Source organism: Mucilaginibacter sp. OK268, from assembly GCF_900103125.1.
In the GTDB taxonomy this organism is placed as follows: Bacteria; Bacteroidota; Bacteroidia; order Sphingobacteriales; family Sphingobacteriaceae; genus Mucilaginibacter.
In genome coordinates, this window is sequence record NZ_FNJV01000001.1 from 141,836 (window position 1) to 160,541 (window position 18,706).

The following is an 18,706-nucleotide window of genomic DNA, read 5'->3' on the forward strand; positions in this document are numbered from 1 at the left end:
TCACCTTTAGCTAAAATACTCATAAAGATGAAAAATAGACTTAACCAACACAAAATTAAACCATTAATTACAAGTATGCTATGCCTGTTCCTTTTCAGTACCGCAGGTATGGCCCAGGTAAAAACAGGTAAGGGCAAAGCCATATCCATTCCCTTTGAAGCAAGCCGTTGGGATACCTCTAAGCAACATGCGGAATTTATCACCTATAAAAATGTAAAAGCCATGAAAATAGTGCGGGGCAAAAACGGTAATAACCAGGTGATATTAAAGGACTTCAATTTTACTAATGGCACAATCGAGTTTGATACGCAGCCCGTGGATGGTAGTAAACCTTCGTTTATGAGCGTATACTTCCGGCAACAAAATCCTACTGAAAGCGAAATTGTTTATTTGCGTACCCGGCCCGATGAAAGCCAGCAACGTAATGATGCTATTCAATATGCACCCATATTGCACGGTATAAATATGTGGGACATATATGGCCAGTTCCAGGCATCCGCGCCTATTCATAACGACGACTGGAACCATTTTAAACTGGTGATATCGGGCCTGCAAATGAAAGTATATCTCAATAACATGGAACGACCAGTGCTGCAAATTCCGCGCCTGGAAGGGGAAAGTCATGCCGGTACCATCGCTTTTGACGGGCCAGCCTACTTTGCCAACCTCACCGTAAAGCCTAATGAAACAGAAGGATTATCGCCAGAAGAAGGCGTTGATCTGACCAATCATGATATCAATTATATCCGCCGCTGGGATGTATCGGCCTCTCAATTCCTGGAAAACGGGAGGGAGCTCATCATTAAAGATCTGCCAACAGATACCACCAAATGGAAACCTATTTTAGCCGAGCGGAGGGGACTGATCAATCTTACCCGCATGTTTGGTGGGGTAGAAAACCGCTATGGCGGCGTGCAGGAAAAAAATCGTTACGTATGGCTTAAAACCACCATACACTCTACCAAAGAGCAGATCGCCAAAATTCAGCTGGGCTTTAGCGACGAAGTATATGTGTTTATAAACCGTGGATTGCTTTATGTAGATAAGAACCAATATCCACAACCCATTCGCAAATATCCCGATGGCCGGTTGGATATTGCCAATTCCGCCTTTGATATCCCGCTTAAAGCCGGCGATAATGAATTGATTATTGGGGTATCCAACTATTTTTATGGCTGGGGTATTGTTGCCCGTATGCAAAACATGGATGGCATTACGGTGTTGCAGCAGTAATTAAAACAAAAAAGAGCGGTGAATCAACACCGCCCTTTTTCATCATTTATCAAAAACTCAACAAAACTTAATTCTTAATAACCACGGTCGTGGGTACTGTCATGATAGTGGTCGCCGCGGTTATAACCATTGTTATAACCGTTGTTATGGTACCGGTCATGATGGTTCCTGCGGTTTCCGTATCCTTCACGTACCATGCAACCCGAGGTTACTGATACTATGGCTGTTAATAATAACATATATGCAAACAATTTCTTTTTCATGATGATAATCATTAATGTGGCCGTCTAACTAACAGGCGTTGTACAGGTTTGACTTGATTAAAATGAAAAGGATTAATAGGTAAGGGTTTATGGTTTGGAAGGAATGGTATTGGTATGACATATTAAGGCTGTTGCAGTATTGGAGTTGCGGCAACGGTTGTTTACTATAGCTATTCAAAGAAGTTTGGCTAAAGCCATAGATATTTTATTTATAATCCGTTGGTTAAAACCAACGGCAATGAAGGAGAGAATTATTATTCTTTTCATTGCCGTCCCATTTATGGGACGGATAATGAAAACATTTGCAGGCTTTAGCCAAAACAACAATCTTTCAGGTAGCTGCCACAGCCAACTACCAACAAAAAAAGAGCGGAACACTCACGTACCGCTCTTTCATCATTTATCAAAACTAACTCACTTAAACTCTACTCAATTAATAACCACGGTCATGGTTATAATAGCCGTTATGATATCTGTGATGATATCCATATCCTCCTTCACGTACCACGCAACCTGATGTTACTGATACAACTGCTGCTAATAAAAACATATATGCAAAAAATCTCTTTTTCATGATGATTGTATTTAAAGTTTTGCCCATCTAATTAAAGATGTATAACTATATGACTGGATAAAAATGAAAAGGATTAATGGAGGATGAAAAGGGCTAACTGACCTTGATTTTTTTGGAGAATTTCAATGCCGGTTTTTCTATCACGATATAAAAGACGTATGCGAAAGCAATGCTGATCAGTATAGCGGTTACGCATAAAAATGCCTGGTTGGATACATAAGTTTTTATAAACCTCAAATAAAAAGGCATCACGATGGTATGGGTTAAATACAGCGAATACGATATGTTACCTAAGAATAAAAATAAAGAGGGTACTTTTTTATTCAGCAAAAGGATAGTTAAACCTGTAACAGCAGGAATGAAACCCGTTAATATCGATACCTTAAAAGCGACGACGATACAAAATGCGATTAAGCAGATCATCGCAGTTTTCAGACTTATCTTTTTAATAAAGTATTGGAATACGATATAACCGACCGCAAAATCATATAAATAGGTAAATATCAGTTCGCGTATGTTTACTTTGAGTAGCATGCATACTAAACTTATCAATAGAAATACCATGATGGATACGATGGGCTTAAGTCGCATCAGCAGCGGGAGGAATAATCCTAACAAGATGTAATATTGAAACTCGATGCATAACGTCCAGAAGATACCGGTGTACCAGTCGTAACCTTTGAATAAAGGGATCAGGTAAAAAATATGTAAAACCAAACGGCTGAGATCAAAGTGTTGGGAATATACCCGTCCAAGCAAAAATAATAGCGCTATGGTTGCCCAATAAGGCGGATCTATCCGGATGCTTCTTTTTAAAAGAAAATTTGGGAATGCCTTTATGGTATAATTCTTTTGACTTAGCGAGTAGGGCAGAACAAAGCCGGAAATAACAAAAAACATAGCGACTCCCAATTGTCCGCTGAAAAACAGTTGCGTCATGAACTGACCATACTGAACCTGGTTTGTTAAATAAAAATGTACAAAACATACTCCCAAAGCCGCTACACCCCTTAACAGTACAATGCTTTCAATTTGGTTTTCCTTTTTGAACATGACCAAATATCATATAATTCTGTATGGTAATGAAATGGGGTGAGTAAGAGATGTAAGGGGGCGGTCATCCTGAACTTGTTTCAGGATCTCAGATTTAGTTCAAAATGGAATCCGATGTATATCTGTCCTGTGGGATCCCGAAATAAATTCGGGATGACGGCGGGAGGTGGGTAACCTACACCAAGCCCATGCTCACCCGGTATTCTTGCTGAATAACGAGCAGGCAGCTGGCGCACAGGCATCCATCATACAGCTCACTTACGTACTGCACCTCGTTGAGGCTAAGCTGCACGGTACTGCACTGGCACTTGCTGAATGAATTGGCTTTACATTCAAAAGGTGCTTCACAGCGTTCGCAACGGATGATCTCGTGTTTGGTCATTTGTTTTTTAGTCCATAGTCGATGGTCCATAGACCATGGTTATGTTCAACGAAAGTAAATAAAGTAGAGATAAATAATAAAATATCAATGTCATTAAATAAAAACGTCCATGAACTTTAGTTCACGGACGTTTGATTATAGTCCTTTATCTTTTGTCTATAAATCCTTTATCCAAAAGAATTATGCAGAACAGGTAACGCAACCTTCTTCCATAGAGCAGCTTGGGCCTTCTGGTACGTTGTCGGCTAATTGTTCAACCACTTCTGGTATTACAGGCTCCATGTTTGAACCGCCTTGGTTTTCAACGGTGAACTTAACAGCTTGTGATGCCGCTTGAGTACGCAGGTAGTACATACCGGTTTTTAAGCCTTTTTTCCATGCGTAGAAGTGCATTGAAGTTAATTTCGAAGCGTTTGGCGAGTTGATGAACAGGTTTAATGATTGCGATTGACAAACATAAGCACCCCTATCGGCAGCCATATCAATGATGTTACGCATCTTGATCTCCCAAACAGTTTTGTATAGTTCTTTAACATCGGCAGGTATTTCGGCAATATCCTGTATAGATCCGTTGGCGCTGATGATCTTATCTTTCATAGCCGGGGTCCATAAGCCAAGGTTAACCAGATCACGCAGTAAGTATTTGTTCACCACAATGAACTCTCCGCTTAATACTCTGCGGGTGTAAATGTTTGAGGTATATGGCTCAAAACACTCGTTGTTACCTAATATTTGTGAAGTAGACGCGGTTGGCATAGGTGCAACTAACAAAGAGTTACGAACACCATGCTTCATCACATCCTTGCGCAGGGTTTTCCAATCCCAACGGGTGCTGGCAGGTGATACATTCCACAGATCAAACTGGAATTTACCTTTTGACAATGGCGAACCCTGGAAAGTTTGATACGGACCTTCGGCAATGGCCAGATCTTTTGAAGCTGTCATAGCTGCATAGTAAATGGTTTCGAAGATCTCTTTATTCAGTTGTTTTGCTTCGTCGCTTTCAAACGGCATGCGCAGCTGTATAAAAGTATCGGCCAAACCTTGCACACCTAAGCCAATAGGGCGGTGACGCAGGTTTGAGTATTCTGCTTCGGCAACAGGGTAGTAGTTACCATCAATAATACGGTTAAGGTTGATGGTTGCCTGGTAAGTTACATCATATAATTTCTGATGATCAAAAGCGCCCTCAATAACGTACCGTGGCAATGCTAATGAAGCCAGGTTACAAACGGCTATCTCATTGGCATCAGTGTATTCCATAATTTCGGTACAAAGGTTTGAGCTTTTGATAGTACCTAAATTTTGCTGGTTTGATTTTGAATTGGCAGCATCTTTATATAACAGGTACGGTGTACCGGTTTCAACCTGGGCATCCAGTACGGCAAACCACAGATCCTGCGCTTTGATCACTTTACGGGCACGGCCTTCTTTTTCGTATTTGGTATACAGTGCAACAAATTCAGCACCAAAGCAATCGGCCAAACCTGGTGCTTCATGCGGGCAGAACAAGCTCCAATCCTCATTGGCTTCTACACGCTCCATGAACAGGTCAGATACCCAAAGGGCGTAGAACAAATCGCGGGCACGCATTTCTTCTTTACCATGGTTTTTACGCAGGTCAAGGAATTCAAATATATCGGCATGCCAAGGCTCTAAATAAATAGCGAAGGCGCCTTTACGTTTGCCACCACCCTGGTCAACATAACGGGCGGTATCATTAAACACACGTAGCATCGGGATGATACCGTTGCTGGTACCGTTGGTGCCGCTGATGTATGAGCCTGTAGCCCTTACATTGTGGATGCTTAAACCGATACCACCGGCGCTTTGCGAAATTTTGGCGGTTTGTTTTAAAGTATCATATATACCATCAATGCTGTCATCTTTCATGGTTAACAGGAAGCATGACGACATTTGTGGTTTTGGTGTACCTGCGTTGAAAAGAGTAGGGGTAGCGTGGGTAAACCAGCGCTCGCTCATTAAGTGATAAGTTTTAATGGCGCTTTCAATATCGGCTTTGTGGATACCAACCGATACACGCATAAACAGGTGCTGCGGACGCTCGGCTATTTTACCGTTGATCTTTAACAGGTATGATTTCTCCAGGGTTTTAAAACCGAAGTAGTCAAAACCAAAGTCGCGGTCGTAAATAATGGTACTGTCCAGCAATTCGGCGTTAGCTTCAATTACTTCCCAAACGTCATCAGCAATAAGAGACGCGTCTTTGCCGGTTTTTGGATCAATATATTCATGCAGTAAACGCATGGTTTCAGAGAACGACTTGATGGTGTTTTTATGCAGGTTGGATACCGCTATACGCGATGCCAGCAAAGCATAATCGGGATGCTTGGTGGTTAACGATGCCGCCGTTTCTGCAGCCAGGTTATCCAGCTCGGAGGTAGTAACCCCGTCAAACAAACCTTCAATTACTTTTTTGGCCACATCAATGGGGTCAACCAGGTTAAACCCATAGCACAGTTTTTCTATACGTGCTGTGATCTTGTCGAATTTTACCGACTCTTTTCTACCGTCTCTTTTTACTACAAGCATGTTTTCGAGTATTTAGAAGCTGGTGTCAGGTAGCAAGCCCTATACCAACTTGTGTATATAGTGTGTTAATTAATTTTAGTATCGAGTAGTTAGTATCAAGTATCAAGACTTTGTACCAACTGTTGTTATTTAGTATCTGGTAATTAGTAGGAGGTGTCAGGATTGCTTTTGTCATGATACTTGATACTAACTACTTGATACTGCCTCTAAAAATCCTCGTCCAATGAAAATGCCTTGCTTTCGGCATTGTTCATTACGCCGCTTTTCTGATAGTCGCCTACGCGTTTTTCAAAGAAATTGGTTTTTCCTTGCAGGGAAATCATTTCCATGAAATCAAACGGATTGGTAGCGCCGTAATGTTTTTCGTAACCCAGTTCGCCCAACCATCTGTCGGCCACAAACTCGATATACTGGCTCATCATTTTGGCGTTCATGCCAATCAGGTTAACCGGCAGGGCATCGGTCACAAATTCTTTTTCTATCTCTACCGCGTCGGTAATGATTTTGATAACCTGCTCGGCAGGTAACCTGTTTTGCAACATTTTGTATAACAGGCAGGCAAATTCACAATGCGAACCTTCATCGCGCGATATCAGTTCGTTGCTGAAGGTTAGTCCCGGCATCAGGCCACGTTTTTTAAGCCAGAATATAGAGCAAAAGCTGCCCGAAAAGAAAATACCTTCTACCGCGGCAAAGGCTACCAGGCGTTCAGCAAAATTGCCGTCGTTTATCCAACGCAGCGCCCATTCGGCTTTTTTACCTACACATGGCACGGTATCAATGGCATGAAACAGGCGGTCTTTTTCGGCCGGGTCTTTTATATAAGTATCAATAAGCAGGGCATAGGTTTCGGAGTGGATGTTCTCCATCATGATCTGGAAACCGTAGAAACAACGGGCTTCGGGCAATTGCACCTCGCTCATAAAGTTTACAGCCAGGTTCTCGTTCACGATGCCATCACTTGCCGCGAAGAAAGCCAGGATGTGTGAAATAAAATGTCGCTCACCATCGTTCAGGTTTTCCCAGTGTTTCATATCGTCCGAAAGGTCGATCTCCTCGGCCGTCCAAAAACTGGCTTCGGCCTTTTTGTACATTTCCCAAATAGCAGGATATTTAATCGGCAGAATTACAAACCTGTCCTTGTTTTCTTTGAGTAATATTTCATCTTCCTGTTTCATATGATACCTTTTTTATTGTTCCTTTTTATTACTTCAAGCAATCAGACACGAAAGCCACCCCAGTTTTTCAATTAGGGAGTTTGGATATTTGCGTTGGGTCTGACCAATCACAGGTTTTATTATGTAACGTACTGGCAGCTAAGTTCTTGTGTTTTGGATGGGGAATACATCCGGCTGTCTTTTGAATACTTTTTGCGAACCTTGTTCAACAAAGTTAATGTTTGAAACCCCAAGTTTTTAATGATAGTTTTACACAAACCCCCGAGTTATTAACACTTTAATGCCCTTATCTGATAAAAGAAAAAATTAATGAACTTGATTACAGTCGGTTAAAAAATGTAGGCTGATTTTGCCCTCAAAATATTTGCTAAAAACGATAATTTAACATTAAGAATTAGTTGACTTAACACCGACAATTATTGCGAATTGTATAACGGCTTTGCTAAGCACCAATTACAACTTTGAAATTGACCGAAAAAATGGGCTGATTTTGCAATTGTGGAAAACGAAATATCCCAACAGGCTAATCACCCGCCGGGATATTCCTAAAAGTTTTAATTATTTTTTATATCGTCGGCCGATACAAATTTCATCGATACCGAATTAACACAATGGCGGATATTTTTTGGTGTAAGGTATTCCCCCTCAAACACATGACCCAAATGGGCTCCGCAATTGGCACATACAATCTCTACACGGCGTCCGTCGGCATCTGGTACCCGTTTTACAGCTCCGGGTATTTCATCGTCAAAACTTGGCCAGCCGCAGTGCGACTCGAATTTTGATGCGGATGTGTATAGCGGCGTATCGCAGCGTTTGCAAACATACAGGCCCTCGGCCTTATTGTCCAGCAAAGCCCCGGTAAACGGTCTTTCGGTTCCTTTATGCAATATCACCCATTCTTCATCGGGTGTTAACTGATTATATTCCATGTTATTTAATTAGTGAATTATTGAGTTAGCGAATTAGTGATTACGATATTTCACCTTTTTTACTTACTTAAAGATACGGAATTTTGCCCGGATGGATGGCTTCTAAGAGGAGTGTTTACACTGATTTGACATGGGGTTTTAGATGTGTAGATGAGGGATGCACTAATATAAAAGTTGTCATCCTGAGCGTAGCGAAGGATCTTCTTCAGTATGCCTGTCGGATAACAGATACTTCAAACGTTCAGCTTGACAAAATAGAAATAAACAAAAATGTCATCTCGAACGAGGTACGAGGAGAGATCTTTTACGCCGGGACTTATCGCTTGCAAAAGACCGCTCACTATCGTTCGAGATGACAGGAGGGAGAGTTTTTATAACAGTCTATCAGCGGTCAACCCGTTGCTGCAAATGCTGCGGATACCGGGCGCCTTCAATGGTAATACTGTCCGCGGCTGCTGCAATTTCGCGTAAGTCATCAGCGGTAAGCGTTATTTTTGTCGCACCAAGGTTTTCTTCCAGGCGATGCAGTTTAGTTGTTCCGGGTATCGGTACTATCCAGGGCTTTTGGGCCAGCAGCCAGGCCAGGGCTATTTGGGCCGGTGTAGCTTCCTTTTGCGTGGCTATCTTGCCCAGCAGATCAACCAATGCCTGGTTGGCTTTACGGGCTTCGGGTGTAAAACGGGGTACAATGTTGCGGAAATCGGTACTGTCAAACGTAGTGTTCTCATTGATAGCGCCGGTCAGAAAACCTTTACCCAACGGACTGAATGGCACAAAGCCAATGCCCAGTTCTTCCAGCGCAGGCAGAATTTCCTGCTCCGGCTCGCGCCACCATAGTGAGTATTCGCTTTGCAAGGCGGCAACCGGCTGCACAGCATGGGCTTTACGGATGTTTTGCACACCAGCTTCTGACATGCCAAAGTGTTTTACTTTACCTTCGGCAATAAGCTCTTTCACCGTACCTGCCACATCTTCCATAGGTACATTGGGGTCAACGCGGTGCTGGTAAAGCAGATCTATACGGTCTGTTTTTAAGCGCTTGAGCGAGGCTTCTGTAACCTGCCTGATATTTTCCGGACGGCTATTAACACCTTCCTGAACGTTTCCATTCTTAAAGCCAAATTTGGTAGCGATCACCACCTCATCCCGGAAAGGGGCCAGGGCTTCGCCCAATAATTCCTCATTTTTAAAAGGGCCATAAGCTTCGGCGCTATCAAAAAAGGTAACACCGCTCTCAAAGGCGGTGCGGATGAGTTTAATAGCATCCTGTATATCAGTAGCCGGGCCATAACCAAAGCTCAGGCCCATGCAGCCCAGTCCCAATGCAGAGACTTCGAGGCCGCTATTTCCTAATTTTCGTTTTTCCATTTTGTTTAGTTTTTAATTACTATGTCCGAACGGGTGTCATGCTGAGCGCCGTCGAAGCATGGTGAATTGGCCTCTGCGCTTTACCCTTCGACGGAGCTCAGGGTGACAGCCCCTTTCAGACACTATTATTGATTATTGTATTGCTCGTCTGTAACGTGCTCCAGCCAGTCAACGGGCGAGCCATTGTGTTTTTCCTGGATAGCGATATGGCTCAGGGCCGTAGTAGTTGTAGCGCCATGCCAATGTTTTTCGCTAGGGGCAAACCACACCACATCTCCCGGGTGAACATTTTCTATCGGCCCACCTTCACGTTGCACCCAGCCGCTGCCGGCGGTAATAATAAGGGTTTGACCAAGCGGATGGGTATGCCATGCCGTACGGGCGCCCGGCTCAAAAGTAACCAGCGCCATAGCCACGCGCGATGGGTCTGGCGGGTTAAAAAGCGGGTCGATACGTACTGTTCCGGTAAAATATTCTGCGGGACCTTTACCCGAAGGCTGCGACCCGATGCGTTTAATTTCCATAAGATGATCTGTTTGATACTTTTACTACACTAATTTATCCATTAGTGTTTTAGGTAGCACAAAGATACCACAGCAAACAGGTAGGCGGTTAATGAATATCAAATAGAAGAGTAAGAAAATCAAACAGCTTTAGCCCTTAACGCTTTGGGGATGGTTCCGGTAATTCTTTTAAAATAGTTGTTAAAATAGGTGGGGTATTCAAACCCTAAAGCATAAGCAATTTCGGCCGTACTCCAGTCGGTATGCTGCAACAGAGCTTTGGCTTCGCTGATGATACGGTCGGCGATATGGGCGGTGGTAGGCTTGCCCGTAATTTCCCTTACCGAGCGATTGAGGTGATTAACGTGTACCGACAGGTTTTGTGCAAAGTCCTGCGCAGTTTTTAACTTCAGCGGCCGGTCGGCGCTTTCAATAGGAAATTGCCTTTCCAATAGTTCCAAAAACAAAGAGGTGGTACGGGACGACGCGTTTTTGTGCTTGATAAAATTATCGGCAGGCTGCATCTTCATCGCCTCGTGGATAAGCAGATTGATGTAATTGCGGATCAGGTCGTTCTTGTACAGATAGTCCGTGCTTTGTTCCTCCAGCATCTTTTTAAAGATGGTATTGGCAAATGCAGCCTGCTCCGTATTTAATGAAAATGCAGGGTTACCGCCAATTTTAAACAAGGGCGATTCCTGCAGACTTTGCGAGCGCTCATTGGCTTTCAGAAACGTTTCTGTAAATAAACAGGCATACCCGGTTTGTTTTTCGGAGTGCAGTTCGGCAGCATAAGGGATGTGCGGATTGGCAAAGAATAAGGAGGAGCCTTCCAGGTTAATGCTCCTGTCGGCATAATGTATAGTACTTTTAGCATTCAGGATACATACCTTATAAAAATCTTTGCGCCGGTAAGCCGGCACACGGCTTGCGCCGGTTTCTATTTCGTATACCTTAAAACCTTTAAGCTTTAAATCAACCGCGTGGGCATCGCAAAGCGCAGCCATTCCTTTATCATCCATAAAGTAAAAATAAGAAAAACAAATAGTAAAATGTAAGTGGACTCACCCGATCTGCGCTTCGCTGGATCACCCTCTCCGGCTTCGCCGGAAAGAGGGGAAAAGAAGGTATAAAAAATAACGTCATTGCGAGCGTAGCGTGGCAATCCCCGATATACAGAGGCGCTCTGTATATCGGGGATTGCCACGTCGTTCCTCCTCGCAATGACGCGTGGGTAATTTCACCCACAAAAAAAATCCCGGCCAAACCTGACCGGGATTTTAAATATGATTTTCCAGTTCCCCCTTCAGGGGGGTAGGGGGCTTAAGCTAATTTAGCCAGTTCCTCTGCCATGGCAGCGCCAATTTCGGCGGGAGATGCCACTACGCGGATACCGCACTCGGCCATGATCTTCATTTTAGCGGCAGCAGTATCATCTGCACCACCAACAATAGCACCGGCGTGACCCATACGGCGTCCCGGAGGCGCTGTTTGGCCGGCGATGAAACCTACTACAGGTTTGGTACCGTTAGCTTTGATCCAGCGGGCAGCTTCAGCTTCCATGCCTCCGCCAATTTCGCCTATCATGATGATACCGTGTGTATCCGGATCGTTCATCAACAATTCAACAGCTTCTTTGGTAGGTGTACCAATGATTGGGTCGCCACCAATACCAATAGCGGTAGTGATACCTAAACCGGCTTTAACCACCTGGTCAACTGCTTCGTAAGTTAAAGTTCCTGATTTAGACACTACGCCCACATGACCTTTTTTGAAAATAAAGCCTGGCATAATACCAATTTTGCTTTCATCGGCGGTGATGATGCCCGGGCAGTTAGGGCCAATAAGGCGTGAATCCTTATCGCTTAAATATTCTTTTACCTCGATCATATCCTTTGTAGGGATACCTTCGGTGATACAAACAATAACTTTAATACCAGCTTCGGCGGCTTCCATAATGGCATCCGCACCAAAAGCCGGAGGTACAAAAATGATAGATACATCGGCGCCTGTAGCAGTAACCGCGTCTTTAACAGTATTAAAAACCGGCCTGTCTAAATGTTGCTGACCGCCTTTACCCGGTGTAACACCCCCAACAAGTTGGGTACCATAAGCAATCATTTGCTCCGCATGGTAAGTACCTTCTTTACCTGTGAAACCCTGTACAATAACTTTAGAATTTTTATTTACGAGAACACTCATTGGCTTTTTTCGTTTAGTACGGCAAAGCTAAAGTTATTGACAATAAAGTCAAATTAAATTTAGCCGCACAAAGCGCTAATGCGGTAACAATTTTATTTGTTAACATAAAGTTGACTTTTGGGTTATCAGAAAGAGCTTGTTTTAAGATTCGTTAACGTCATTGCGAGGCACGAAGCAATCTCTATACTGTACAGAGTAGCTATGCATATTTGACCTACCTATGTAGAGATTATTAATATCATGTTTGTTTTTATAGGTATTAATGAGCTCCCTCCGGTCGGTTGTCTTCGTGCCTCACAGCAATGACGCGCGAAGAAGCAGATCATCTTTGTCAGCTATCTGTTTTGCAACATTTTTAATTAATTTAGCCCCACATTACCCCTTAACACTATGAAGAAAATAAACAAAAACCTAATCACTCTGCTTATAGCATGCTTTTTTTGTACAACCGCCGCGCAGGCACAATTTGGCGGCTTAGGAAAAAAATTACTGGATAAAGGCACCGAAATGGCATCCGGCGGTGGTCTTAACAAGATCCTGAAACAGCCACAGGCCATTACTACCAGTTTTAAAGATGTAAACAAAACGGGTTCGAAACCGCCATCGTTTATGGAGGGGCAAACGCCCGAGCCTTTGTATCTTTTACCCAAAACACCCACAGGCGCTTATAAACTTTGCGCCGGCTTTTACGAAATGACCAACAAAAGCTATTGCCTGCATGCCGGTACACGCGGCCCCAGCAGCGGCGACGGTTATATGCTTGCACCGGTGCTCGGCCCTAAGCGCGATGTGGTGATCCTGATACTGAAACACGCCGAAACGCATCCGGAAGTTAATCAGCACAGCATCCAGATATTGCTATGGGCGATAATTGCCCGCACCAAATTTGCCGATTTTGGTACGGATATTAAATTGACCGCTACCAGGCTGCTATCGCCCAACGAACTGCTGATGCTGGAAGGGGGCGCTCTGGGTGTATTGCCTGCCAGTGTAATGGCCAAAGCCAAGGATCAACTGCCTCCTGCGGCTCAAAGTGTTTTTGAGGCCGAAAACAATATCCGTCAGCTGGCGGCATCGGGCAACGCCTCGTACGAGGAAATGGAGAAATATGCCATGATTGCCGGCCTGGCCCCGCAGCCCGATCCGGAAGTTCCGTCGGGGATCTGGTCATTACATCCCGATGGTTATTATATCCGGTTTATTCCGCACGGCTACTCACAAACTACTGTACAGATCTACGTGCCAAAAGAGTTGATCGATACCAAGCCCGGACTGATATACGACGGCCCTAATGGCATAGCCTGCCCGGCCAACGTTGGTGCGCAGCGCCTAGCCCAAACTAATGAGCCACTAAACCCTGACAGGACGAGGAAACTGAAGGTGATTTGTAATTAGTATTTTTGATACTACGGCAAAATTTTCGTATCTTTAAAAATACCACGGCCCGTTGCTCCTGATTTGGAGTGACGGGCCGTTTTAGTTAAGACCAAAGCAGGCCAAAAATTGACTGATTTTTATATAGTTATTTGAATATCAGATATTTAATACTTTTTAAAGTTTTAAAAACTGCTCAAAATTGTGTTAAAATTTGTTAAAAAGTGTTAAAATGAGGGTTTTTTGGGCAGTTTTTGAGCGATTTTACACCGTTTTTGGGCAGAAAAGTGTTAAAATTTAAGGTTTAAAAAGTTTATTTCGGTCATTATCCGTTTTAACTACCCCCTCGGAAGGTAGTCAAAAACTTTGCCGCTCCTTTTATAAAATCGGTGGTACCATCATCATCGTCGTTATCCTTATGGGGCGGAGGGGTAAATTCTTTCTCGCTCTTGGCGATCACAATAGTGGCTACTCCATTGCCGATCACATTGGTGATGGCCCGCGCTTCGGACATAAACCTGTCTACCCCGAGTAAGATCGCCACCCCCTCAACCGGGATTACTTTGATAGCAGCCAGGGTGCTTGTCAATACTATAAAACCGCTGCCGGTAACGCCTGCCGCGCCTTTGGAGGTAACCATCAGGATGCCGATAATGGTGAGTTCCTGGAATAAGGATAAGGGGATTTTGAAAACCTGCGCCAGGAAAATGACACACATAGAAAGGTATATGGTAGTACCATCCAGGTTAAAGGAGTAACCTGTAGGAATCACCAAGCCCACAACCGATTTGGAACAGCCGAAAGTTTCCATCTTGTTCATCATCCCCGGCAGGGCCGATTCTGAGGAGGAAGTCCCCAGCACAATCAGGATCTCTTCCTTAATATGTTTTAGGTATTTCCACAGGCTGAATTTGAACAGGTAACAAATGAGGTTAAGCACCACAAAAATAAACAGGAACATGGTCAAATAAACTGAACCCATGAGTAAAGCCAAAGGCTTCAGTGTTTTTAAGCCATACTTACTGATGGTAAAAGCCATACCACCAAAAGCGCCGATGGGGGCTACTTTCATCACGATCTTCATCACATTGAAGAATACTTTTGACAGCTTATCAAATAGTTGGATTACGGGCTGTCCGCTTTCGCCCATCAAACTTAAGCCATAGCCAAACAGTACGGCAAAAAACAGGATCTGCAAAATATCGCCCTTTGCAAAAGCTTCAAAAGCGTTGGATGGTATAATATGGGCGAAGAAATCGCCCCAGTGCATTTCGGAAGCGGCCTTTTCATATACCGCTATCTTGCTGGTATCAACAGCTGTATTATTTACAAAACCCGCGCCCGGTTTAAGGAGGTTGGCTACGGTAACGCCGATAACCAGGGCAAAGGTGGTCACTATTTCAAAATATAGTAAAGCCTTGCCGCCTACCCGGCCTACTTTTTTCATATCGCTCATGCCGGCTATACCAAGCACGATGGTGAAAAATATGATCGGGGCTATCAACATCGTGATCAGGCTGATGAACATTTTGCTGATCATCTCGGCCGTTGGACCGAATTGTTTAAAATTCAGGCCTACAATAATGCCCAAAGCAATAGCAATAAGTACCTGGACGGTGAGGTTTGATAAAAAGCGTTTCATTATTCAATGATACGGTTTTAGGTTCAGGATACCAATATGTTGATATGACACTTACCTGATAAATGTGTTTGTAATTTAATCAAAAAACTACCGTTCTTTGAAATAGTGAAAGCAACAGCGCTCTTTTTGGTTATCTGTATGGTCTTTGTTTCTGTTTTTGCAGTAAAGGCTAAGGGTAGCAGCATGTTTGAAAAATGCTGCCATAAAACAACCAAAAGCCAATCCTGTGAACATCAGCAAAAAGACGACTGCGGACAGGGGATGTGTAACACCATGTTATCCTGTAACACCTGCGGCTTTTTGTTTGTGGAACAGGTAACTGTAAAGCCGATTGTTCCGGTTTTGAAAGAACGGTCAGTTACGCCTTACCTTTCGGGGAGTTTGTCTGCTTATTCATCGTCATCCTGGCGCCCTCCAAAAGTTTAATAATATGATCCAGTCTGCCTTTACCTCATCCGTTTAGGTCAAATTTCTATTATTAAACAATTTAAAATTAAAATCATGAAAAAGTTTCTTTTCATTGCCATGGTGATGGTATCATCTTTGGGCACTACATCAATCGCTAACGCTAATACCCCATGCTGCAACAGTAAAATGAACCATTGCACTAAATGTTCAAAAACCTGCGATAAAACCAATTGCATGGACTATTGCAGTAAGGTTTGCAAAACCTCAGGTACTTGCGACAAAACCTGTAAGTAATAACATATGCTAACGCATCAAAAAGCCGGGTTAGCCCGGCTTTTTGATTATCGGCGAAAATCCTCACCAGCAATTTTCTGCCGTTCACCGAAATTTTCCCGCAGCTGGTCAAAAAGCTTTGGCTACTATAGCTCCCACACAGCAATTTTGAAGAAAAAACAATATTGCTATGAAAACTTTATCTACTCCCATTATATCATTAATAGTATATCTACAGGAACATTCGCCCCTGTTTACACAGCTGATGGCTAATTTATTTACCTGAGAAAAAGTACCTGGGGATGCTTGCCAACTAAGCGGCTAAGGCAGGTTCATTCATCGGTAATTTTCCGCCGTTTACCGGAAGTTTGGCCGTCTTTACCTAAAAGCACTACTCAAAAACATATTCTGTTAGCACATTTGAACCATAAAATCATCATATCATGAAAACTCTACTCGCTATACAAATTATTCACCTGGTTATGAAAGCCGCCCAACATGCCGAAGCATTGTGGCACTCCATTGGTCACCTGATAAAGTAATATACCTTAAGCACAACGGAGTACAATAGTCACCCAAGCTGTAAAATTTTCGGGATATAAATAAAACTCATGGTTATTTCATTATAGTAATGCATTTTTACCCTATGACAAAACAACCCATCATCACTGTAAATGACCTGGTAAAAAACTATGGCGATTTTGCAGCCGTAAAAGGCATTAGTTTTGAAGTATATGAGGGCGAAATTTTTGGTTTGCTTGGCCCAAACGGTGCCGGTAAAACCACCACCCTCGAGATCATTGAAACCCTGCGCCAAAAAACATCTGGCCATATCACAGTTGATGGCTTTGATATTGAAACCGATACCGATAGCATCAAAAAACGCATCGGTGTACAATTGCAGGCCGCAGGCTATTATCCCAATTTGAATCTGTCGGAATTGATCACGTTGTTTTCAGGGCTATATGGTATTGATAAAAGCCCCATGGAAATGCTGGAGAAAGTAGCGTTGACTGATAAAGCAAAAGCCAAGTATAAGGATCTGTCGGGCGGGCAAAAACAGCGATTTTCTATCGCTACCACGCTTATCAATAACCCGAGAATCATTTTTTTGGACGAGCCAACAACCGGCCTCGACCCACAGGCCCGTCGTAATTTATGGGACCTGATCCGTGAGATCCGTGACCAGGGTACCACCGTTGTTATTACCACCCACTATATGGATGAAGCCGAAGTATTATGTGATCGTGTGGCTTTTGTTGATGGTGGATACATCATCGGCATTGATACCCCCGATCATTTTATTGATCAACTTGTAGCATCTGGTTTTGAACGCAAAAAACAAGTGAAATTGGCCAACCTGGAAGATGTGTTTATTAACCTTACCGGTAAAGAATGGCGAGAGGGGTAGGAGCCCAGTTTACAGTTGGCGGTTTTGAGTTTGCAGTTAAAAAAATGACTCAGAGACGCCACAGGCAAATGACTTAATGATAATTCCAAATGACCTAATGACGCTATCGGCGAATGACCTAATGACTAAATTGAAATGAACCCAAAACCATACAGCAATACAAAAGCAACACTGGCCATAGCCAAAGCCAGTTTCAGGTCGATACTGCGCAGTCCTTCGGCAGTGGTGTTTACACTAGCATTTCCTCTGATATTTATTATCGTATTTGCCAATATTGGTGGTGGTGGCGTTACGGTTGATGTAGGCGTGGCTAAAACCTGCGATACCATTAGTCCGGTTTACCAGGCATTGAAAAATGTAAAGGTTGTTCATCTGGTAAAGGATCAGTCGACCGAAGAGATGAACATGAACCTTTCAAAAGGGAGTATTGACGCGATCATCAATATACAAAAAAACAATACCAGGCCACCATTTACGGTTAATGTGGAATATACCAAAGCATCGGCCGAAAAAGGGAATATCCTGCGGTCGGTGCTCAGCAATATTTACTACAATATCAACAACAATGCGCAGATCAATACCCCACCGGTAGCCGAGATCAGGGAAACCACCATACAGGGCCGCGAGTATAAATACATAGATTTTATACTACCCGGACAATTAGGTTTCTCCCTATTGAGCAGCGGTGTTTTTGGTACCGCGTTCGTATTCCTGAGCCTGCGTCTGACCCTGGTGATCAAGCGTTTTTTTGCTACACCGGTTAAACGATACAGTATTGTGCTGGGTGAAGCTTTGGCCAGGATGACGTTCTCGTTGTTGGGCTCCCTGTTCATTATCCTGGTTGGCCACTATATGTTTGGTTTTACCTTGGTACATGGTATAACTACGGTGCTCAATATGCTAGTACTCTCGGCCATAGGGCTCATTATTTTTATGGGTTTTGGCTTCACCATATCAGGCATCGCCAAAAACGAAAGTACCGTGCCTCCATTGTCTAATATTATAACCTTGCCGCAATTCTTATTGTCGGGTACATTCTTTTCGGTCTCAGCTTTCCCTAAATGGCTGCAGGGGATCAGTAATGCGCTGCCGCTAACTCACCTGAACAATGCCATGCGTAAGGTTGCCTTTGAGGGCGCCGGTTTAGGCGATGTAACCCACCAACTGTTTATATTATTGATCTGGTTTGTAATTATATACGCCGTTGCCGTTAAAACCTTTAAATGGGAATAGTTTAAATCCCGGAACTTTAAATGATGGTTTCTGTGTTTGAAAAGCGCTCGTTAACATACTGATAACCCTTCCTTAATGTAAAATCCCAAAAGCGAAAAATGCGAGTCGATTTCTTGCTTTGTTC

Annotated in this window: 18 protein-coding genes; 6 read left to right on the forward strand and 12 right to left on the reverse strand. The window is 43.4% G+C overall.

Annotated features, from left to right (window positions below; genetic code table 11):
- Window positions 1–27 precede the first annotated feature (27 nt).
- On the forward strand, window positions 28–1,233 hold the full coding sequence (locus BLR84_RS00655; RefSeq protein WP_143013787.1) for a LamG domain-containing protein: 1,206 nt from the start codon (window positions 28–30) through the stop codon (window positions 1,231–1,233).
- A gap of 74 nt (window positions 1,234–1,307) precedes the next feature.
- On the opposite strand, the gene BLR84_RS00660 is transcribed toward BLR84_RS00655, so the two are convergent.
- From BLR84_RS00660 to sucD, 11 genes are all read right to left on the reverse strand, one after another.
- On the reverse strand, window positions 1,308–1,496 hold the full coding sequence (locus BLR84_RS00660) for a hypothetical protein (RefSeq protein WP_090462892.1): 189 nt from the start codon (window positions 1,494–1,496) through the stop codon (window positions 1,308–1,310).
- A 433-nt stretch (window positions 1,497–1,929) separates the two neighbouring features.
- Complete coding sequence (locus BLR84_RS29840) at window positions 1,930–2,070, reverse strand: hypothetical protein (RefSeq protein WP_176851899.1); 141 nt, start codon at window positions 2,068–2,070, stop codon at window positions 1,930–1,932.
- A gap of 93 nt (window positions 2,071–2,163) precedes the next feature.
- The gene (locus BLR84_RS00670) at window positions 2,164–3,123 is read right to left on the reverse strand and encodes an acyltransferase family protein (RefSeq protein WP_090462898.1); all 960 of its coding nucleotides are present in this window, start codon (window positions 3,121–3,123) and stop codon (window positions 2,164–2,166) included.
- A 175-nt stretch (window positions 3,124–3,298) separates the two neighbouring features.
- Entirely contained in the window at window positions 3,299–3,535 is a 237-nt protein-coding gene (locus BLR84_RS00675) for a cysteine-rich CWC family protein (RefSeq protein ID WP_255366828.1), read from the reverse strand.
- A gap of 150 nt (window positions 3,536–3,685) precedes the next feature.
- Window positions 3,686–6,058 (reverse strand): ribonucleoside-diphosphate reductase subunit alpha, encoded by a 2,373-nt coding sequence (locus BLR84_RS00680; RefSeq protein WP_090462901.1) that lies wholly within the window; start codon window positions 6,056–6,058, stop codon window positions 3,686–3,688.
- A gap of 206 nt (window positions 6,059–6,264) precedes the next feature.
- Window positions 6,265–7,236, reverse strand: coding sequence for a ribonucleoside-diphosphate reductase small subunit (locus BLR84_RS00685; protein WP_090462904.1), 972 nt, complete (start codon window positions 7,234–7,236; stop codon window positions 6,265–6,267).
- Window positions 7,237–7,790: 554 nt separating this feature from the next.
- A complete protein-coding gene (locus tag BLR84_RS00690) occupies window positions 7,791–8,168 on the reverse strand; it encodes a methionine-R-sulfoxide reductase (protein WP_090462907.1) in 378 nt (125 codons plus the stop codon).
- A gap of 384 nt (window positions 8,169–8,552) precedes the next feature.
- Window positions 8,553–9,536, reverse strand: a complete 984-nt coding sequence (locus BLR84_RS00700; protein ID WP_090462913.1) for an aldo/keto reductase — start codon at window positions 9,534–9,536, stop codon at window positions 8,553–8,555.
- Window positions 9,537–9,661: 125 nt separating this feature from the next.
- Complete coding sequence (locus BLR84_RS00705) at window positions 9,662–10,060, reverse strand: (R)-mandelonitrile lyase (protein WP_090462916.1); 399 nt, start codon at window positions 10,058–10,060, stop codon at window positions 9,662–9,664.
- 119 nt (window positions 10,061–10,179) lie between these two features.
- Window positions 10,180–11,061, reverse strand: a complete 882-nt coding sequence (locus BLR84_RS00710) for a helix-turn-helix domain-containing protein (RefSeq protein WP_090462919.1) — start codon at window positions 11,059–11,061, stop codon at window positions 10,180–10,182.
- Window positions 11,062–11,362: 301 nt separating this feature from the next.
- A complete protein-coding gene (sucD, locus tag BLR84_RS00715; RefSeq protein WP_090462922.1) occupies window positions 11,363–12,241 on the reverse strand; it encodes a succinate--CoA ligase subunit alpha in 879 nt (292 codons plus the stop codon).
- Between the two features lie 390 nt (window positions 12,242–12,631).
- Here sucD and BLR84_RS00720 point away from each other — a divergent pair, with 390 nt between their 5' ends.
- Entirely contained in the window at window positions 12,632–13,636 is a 1,005-nt protein-coding gene (locus tag BLR84_RS00720; RefSeq protein WP_090462925.1) for a hypothetical protein, read from the forward strand.
- Between the two features lie 313 nt (window positions 13,637–13,949).
- Here BLR84_RS00720 and dctA read toward each other — a convergent pair whose 3' ends face one another.
- Complete coding sequence (dctA, locus tag BLR84_RS00725) at window positions 13,950–15,257, reverse strand: C4-dicarboxylate transporter DctA (protein ID WP_090462928.1); 1,308 nt, start codon at window positions 15,255–15,257, stop codon at window positions 13,950–13,952.
- A 105-nt stretch (window positions 15,258–15,362) separates the two neighbouring features.
- Here dctA and BLR84_RS00730 point away from each other — a divergent pair, with 105 nt between their 5' ends.
- From BLR84_RS00730 to BLR84_RS00745, 4 genes are all read left to right on the forward strand, one after another.
- A complete protein-coding gene (locus BLR84_RS00730) occupies window positions 15,363–15,683 on the forward strand; it encodes a hypothetical protein (RefSeq protein WP_143013788.1) in 321 nt (106 codons plus the stop codon).
- A gap of 75 nt (window positions 15,684–15,758) precedes the next feature.
- Window positions 15,759–15,959 carry a hypothetical protein gene (locus BLR84_RS29580; RefSeq protein ID WP_143013789.1) on the forward strand — a complete coding sequence of 67 codons (201 nt, stop codon included), beginning with the start codon at window positions 15,759–15,761 and terminating at the stop codon, window positions 15,957–15,959.
- Window positions 15,960–16,584: 625 nt separating this feature from the next.
- Window positions 16,585–17,349 carry an ABC transporter ATP-binding protein gene (locus BLR84_RS00740; RefSeq protein WP_090462937.1) on the forward strand — a complete coding sequence of 255 codons (765 nt, stop codon included), beginning with the start codon at window positions 16,585–16,587 and terminating at the stop codon, window positions 17,347–17,349.
- A gap of 135 nt (window positions 17,350–17,484) precedes the next feature.
- Window positions 17,485–18,582, forward strand: a complete 1,098-nt coding sequence (locus BLR84_RS00745) for an ABC transporter permease (RefSeq protein ID WP_090462940.1) — start codon at window positions 17,485–17,487, stop codon at window positions 18,580–18,582.
- Window positions 18,583–18,706: the final 124 nt, after the last annotated feature.

Excerpts from the sequence above, each read along its gene's own strand:
- BLR84_RS00680 (WP_090462901.1), bottom strand. The coding sequence starts at position 6,058 with ATGCTTGTAGTAAAAAGAGACGGTAGAAAAGAGTCGGTAAAATTCGAC.
- BLR84_RS00745 (WP_090462940.1), top strand. The coding sequence starts at position 17,485 with ATGAACCCAAAACCATACAGCAATACAAAAGCAACACTGGCCATAGCC.
- BLR84_RS00705 (WP_090462916.1), bottom strand. The coding sequence starts at position 10,060 with ATGGAAATTAAACGCATCGGGTCGCAGCCTTCGGGTAAAGGTCCCGCA.
- BLR84_RS00710 (WP_090462919.1), bottom strand. The coding sequence starts at position 11,061 with ATGGATGATAAAGGAATGGCTGCGCTTTGCGATGCCCACGCGGTTGAT.
- BLR84_RS00690 (WP_090462907.1), bottom strand. The coding sequence starts at position 8,168 with ATGGAATATAATCAGTTAACACCCGATGAAGAATGGGTGATATTGCAT.
- BLR84_RS00670 (WP_090462898.1), bottom strand. The coding sequence starts at position 3,123 with ATGTTCAAAAAGGAAAACCAAATTGAAAGCATTGTACTGTTAAGGGGT.
- BLR84_RS00685 (WP_090462904.1), bottom strand. The coding sequence starts at position 7,236 with ATGAAACAGGAAGATGAAATATTACTCAAAGAAAACAAGGACAGGTTT.
- BLR84_RS00720 (WP_090462925.1), top strand. The coding sequence starts at position 12,632 with ATGAAGAAAATAAACAAAAACCTAATCACTCTGCTTATAGCATGCTTT.
- BLR84_RS00660 (WP_090462892.1), bottom strand. The coding sequence starts at position 1,496 with ATGAAAAAGAAATTGTTTGCATATATGTTATTATTAACAGCCATAGTA.
- BLR84_RS00675 (WP_255366828.1), bottom strand. The coding sequence starts at position 3,535 with ATGGACCATCGACTATGGACTAAAAAACAAATGACCAAACACGAGATC.
- dctA (WP_090462928.1), bottom strand. The coding sequence starts at position 15,257 with ATGAAACGCTTTTTATCAAACCTCACCGTCCAGGTACTTATTGCTATT.
- BLR84_RS29580 (WP_143013789.1), top strand. The coding sequence starts at position 15,759 with ATGAAAAAGTTTCTTTTCATTGCCATGGTGATGGTATCATCTTTGGGC.
- sucD (WP_090462922.1), bottom strand. The coding sequence starts at position 12,241 with ATGAGTGTTCTCGTAAATAAAAATTCTAAAGTTATTGTACAGGGTTTC.
- BLR84_RS00740 (WP_090462937.1), top strand. The coding sequence starts at position 16,585 with ATGACAAAACAACCCATCATCACTGTAAATGACCTGGTAAAAAACTAT.
- BLR84_RS29840 (WP_176851899.1), bottom strand. The coding sequence starts at position 2,070 with ATGAAAAAGAGATTTTTTGCATATATGTTTTTATTAGCAGCAGTTGTA.
- BLR84_RS00700 (WP_090462913.1), bottom strand. The coding sequence starts at position 9,536 with ATGGAAAAACGAAAATTAGGAAATAGCGGCCTCGAAGTCTCTGCATTG.
- BLR84_RS00655 (WP_143013787.1), top strand. The coding sequence starts at position 28 with ATGAAAAATAGACTTAACCAACACAAAATTAAACCATTAATTACAAGT.